2 rRNA genes are annotated in these 3,952 nt (G+C 55.8%); both read left to right on the top strand.

The features are described 5' to 3' along the window. Positions 1 to 363 precede the first annotated feature (363 nt). Positions 364 to 3,509: ribosomal RNA gene (locus tag AB4Z15_RS24860) — 23S ribosomal RNA — on the top strand. Between the two features lie 57 nt (positions 3,510 to 3,566). Then, positions 3,567 to 3,683: ribosomal RNA gene (gene rrf / locus AB4Z15_RS24865) — 5S ribosomal RNA — on the top strand. Positions 3,684 to 3,952: the final 269 nt, after the last annotated feature.

Consider the following 3,952-nt stretch of genomic DNA (forward strand, 5'->3'; position numbering starts at 1 on the left):
TTTGGGGGTGTGGTGTTGTGTGGAACGCTGCCGGGGCGTGGCTGGTRTGGGGTTGTGTTTGGCGCACTGTTGGGTCCTGAGGCAACAGGACCTTTTTGCAGCAATGCATGGGGGCATCTTCTGGTGTTTCTTTTGTTCCTGCTTCCGGCGTCCCGGTCACTGTTATCAGCCCTGCYCCCGCGTTTTTGTGGGTGTGTGGGTTGTGGTGGGTGGGGTGTGGTTGATGGGGTTGTTGTTTGAGAACTACATAGTGGACGCGAGCATCTAGAACACACACTTGTGTGTGTTCTTACAGCAATTTCTTATGAATGAACCTGGCCCTTGTGGTCATGGTTCTCTCGAGTAAGTTTTTGATCTTTGTGTGGTCAAGTTTTTAAGGGCACACGGTGGATGCCTTGGCATTAGGAGCCGAAGAAGGACGTAGGAATCTGCGATAAGCCTGGGGGAGTTGATAACCGAGCGTTGATCCCAGGATGTCCGAATGGGGAAACCCCGCACAACGCTGTTAAAGGTGATTGTGTGACCCGCATCTGAACACATAGGGTGCGTGGGGGGAACGCGGGGAAGTGAAACATCTCAGTACCCGCAGGAAGAGAAAACAAGAGTGATTCCGTTAGTAGTGGCGAGCGAACGCGGATCAGGCTAAACCGTTTCCATGTGTGATAGCCGGCGGGCGTTGCATGGGCGGGGTTGTGGGACTTTCCGTACTGGTTCTGCCGGACTGGTGGGGTGTGTAGTGCAGGCATAGGTGAACGGTCTTGAAAGGCCGGCCAGAGAGGGTGTGAGCCCCGTAACCGTAATGTTGTGTACCGCCTGGAGAGGATCCCAAGTAGCACGGGGCCCGAGAAATCCCGTGCGAATCTGTCAGGACCACCTGATAAGCCTAAATACTTCCTAATGACCGATAGCGGACCAGTACCGTGAGGGAAAGGTGAAAAGTACCCCGGGAGGGGAGTGAAACAGTACCTGAAACCGTGTGCTTACAATCCGTCGGAGCCAGTCTGATTCTGGTGACGGCGTGCCTTTTGAAGAATGAGCCTGCGAGTTAGTGTTACGTCGCGAGGTTAACCCGTGTGGGGTAGCCGTAGCGAAAGCGAGTCTGAACAGGGCGAGTGTAGTGGCGTGATCTAGACCCGAAGCGGAGTGATCTACCCATGGCCAGGTTGAAGCGACGGTAAGACGTCGTGGAGGACCGAACCCACTTCAGTTGAAAATGGAGGGGATGAGCTGTGGGTAGGGGTGAAAGGCCAATCAAACTCCGTGATAGCTGGTTCTCCCCGAAATGCATTTAGGTGCAGCGTTGCGTGTTTCTTGCCGGAGGTAGAGCTACTGGATGGCCGATGGGCCCTACAAGGTTACTGACGTCAGCCAAACTCCGAATGCCGGTAAGTGAGAGCGCAGCAGTGAGACTGTGGGGGATAAGCTTCATAGTCGAGAGGGAAACAGCCCAGACCACCAACTAAGGCCCCTAAGCGTGTGCTAAGTGGGAAAGGATGTGGAGTTGCGAAGACAACCAGGAGGTTGGCTTAGAAGCAGCCATCCTTGAAAGAGTGCGTAATAGCTCACTGGTCAAGTGATTCCGCGCCGACAATGTAGCGGGGCTCAAGTACACCGCCGAAGTTGTGGATTTCACACAKTGCCCTAGCCTTCGTGGTTCAGGGGTGTGGAGTGGTAGGGGAGCGTCGTGTGGGCAGTGAAGTCGCGGTGGAAACCAGCGGTGGAGCCTACACGAGTGAGAATGCAGGCATGAGTAGCGAAAGACGGGTGAGAAACCCGTCCGCCGAATGATCAAGGGTTCCAGGGTCAAGCTAATCTGCCCTGGGTAAGTCGGGACCTAAGGCGAGGCCGACAGGCGTAGTCGATGGACAACGGGTTGATATTCCCGTACCGGCGAAAAACCGCCCATGCCAAGCGGGGGATACTAACCGCCCGGAGCCTGCCCTATCACCCTTGTGGTGTGTGGGTTTTGGCCGAGCGCGGGATCTGATCCCGGGAGGTAAGCGTATTAACAGGTGTGACGCAGGAAGGTAGCCGGGCCGGGCGATGGTTGCCCCGGTCCAAGGATGTAGGGTCAGGGATAGGCAAATCCGTTCCTGTGTGTTTCGAGCACGATCCTGAGATCTGATGGGACCCCCGTATGGGGGGATCCGGTGATCCTATGCTGCCTAGAAAAGCATCGACGCGAGGTTTTAGCCGCCCGTACCCCAAACCGACACAGGTGATCAGGTAGAGAATACCAAGGCGATCGAGAGAATTATGGTTAAGGAACTCGGCAAAATGCCCCCGTAACTTCGGGAGAAGGGGGGCCTGCCCCGTGATACAGACTTGCTCTGTGGAGCGGGTGTGGGCCGCAGAGACCAGGGGGAAGCGACTGTTTACTAAAAACACAGGTCCGTGCGAAGTCGCAAGACGATGTATACGGACTGACTCCTGCCCGGTGCTGGAAGGTTAAGAGGACCGGTTAGCCCCTTGTGGGCGAAGCTGAGAATTTAAGCCCCAGTAAACGGCGGTGGTAACTATAACCATCCTAAGGTAGCGAAATTCCTTGTCGGGTAAGTTCCGACCTGCACGAATGGAGTAACGACTTCCCCGCTGTCTCAACCATAAACTCGGCGAAATTGCAGTACGAGTAAAGATGCTCGTTACGCGCAGCAGGACGGAAAGACCCCGAGACCTTTACTATAGTTTGGTATTGGTGTTCGGAGTGGCTTGTGTAGGATAGGTGGGAGACGTTGAAGCCCGGACGCCAGTTCGGGTGGAGTCATCGTTGAAATACCACTCTGGTCACTTTGGACATCTAACTTCGGCCCGTGATCCGGGTCAGGGACAGTGCCTGATGGGTAGTTTAACTGGGGCGGTTGCCTCCTAAAAAGTAACGGAGGCGCCCAAAGGTTCCCTCAGCCTGGTTGGCAATCAGGTGTCGAGTGTAAGTGCACAAGGGAGCTTGACTGTGAGAGAGACATCTCAAGCAGGGACGAAAGTCGGGACTAGTGATCCGGCGGTACATTGTGGAATGGCCGTCGCTCAACGGATAAAAGGTACCTCGGGGATAACAGGCTGATCTTGCCCAAGAGTCCATATCGACGGCATGGTTTGGCACCTCGATGTCGGCTCGTCGCATCCTGGGGCTGGAGTAGGTCCCAAGGGTTGGGCTGTTCGCCCATTAAAGCGGTACGCGAGCTGGGTTTAGAACGTCGTGAGACAGTTCGGTCCCTATCCGCTGCGCGCGCAGGAAATTTGAGAAGGGCTGTCCTTAGTACGAGAGGACCGGGACGGACGAACCTCTGGTGTGTCAGTTGTACTGCCAAGTGCATCGCTGATTAGCTACGTTCGGATGGGATAACCGCTGAAAGCATCTAAGCGGGAAGCTCGCTTCAAGATGAGATTTCCATACACAATTTGTGTGAGAGGCCCCCAGCCAGACCACTGGGTTGATAGGCCGGATGTGGAAGCGAGGACTAAAGACTCGTGAAGCTGACCGGTACTAATAGGCCAACAACTTACACCACACACAATCCCACCCCCAAACCGGAACCAAACCGGCACAGGGGWWCGGGTAACAAGGTTACGGCGGTCATAGCGTGGGGGAAACGCCCGGTCCCATTCCGAACCCGGAAGCTAAGACCCACAGCGCCGATGGTACTGCACCCGGGAGGGTGTGGGAGAGTAGGACACCGCCGGACAATCATTAGGTCGAGACCCCCCAACCCACACGGGTCGGGGGGTCTCCCACATTAACGGCACGATCACCAAACCAGAACCAGGCAAGCCCCGACCACCACGGCCGGGGCTTCCCCCATTTAACCTGACTTGGCTCATTTCCTTAGTGCGTGACTTTTGGACCGTGGATCGCGTCGAGGATGGCTTGCTCTTCGGTGGAAATGTCGGGAGCGAATCTCTGTTTGGTGCCGTTGATGGCGATGGTCGCTGAGCGCAGGGGCCGGAGTTGTTT

This window comes from Paenarthrobacter sp. 2TAF44 (assembly GCF_052114885.1).
Taxonomy (GTDB): Bacteria; Actinomycetota; Actinomycetes; order Actinomycetales; family Micrococcaceae; genus Arthrobacter.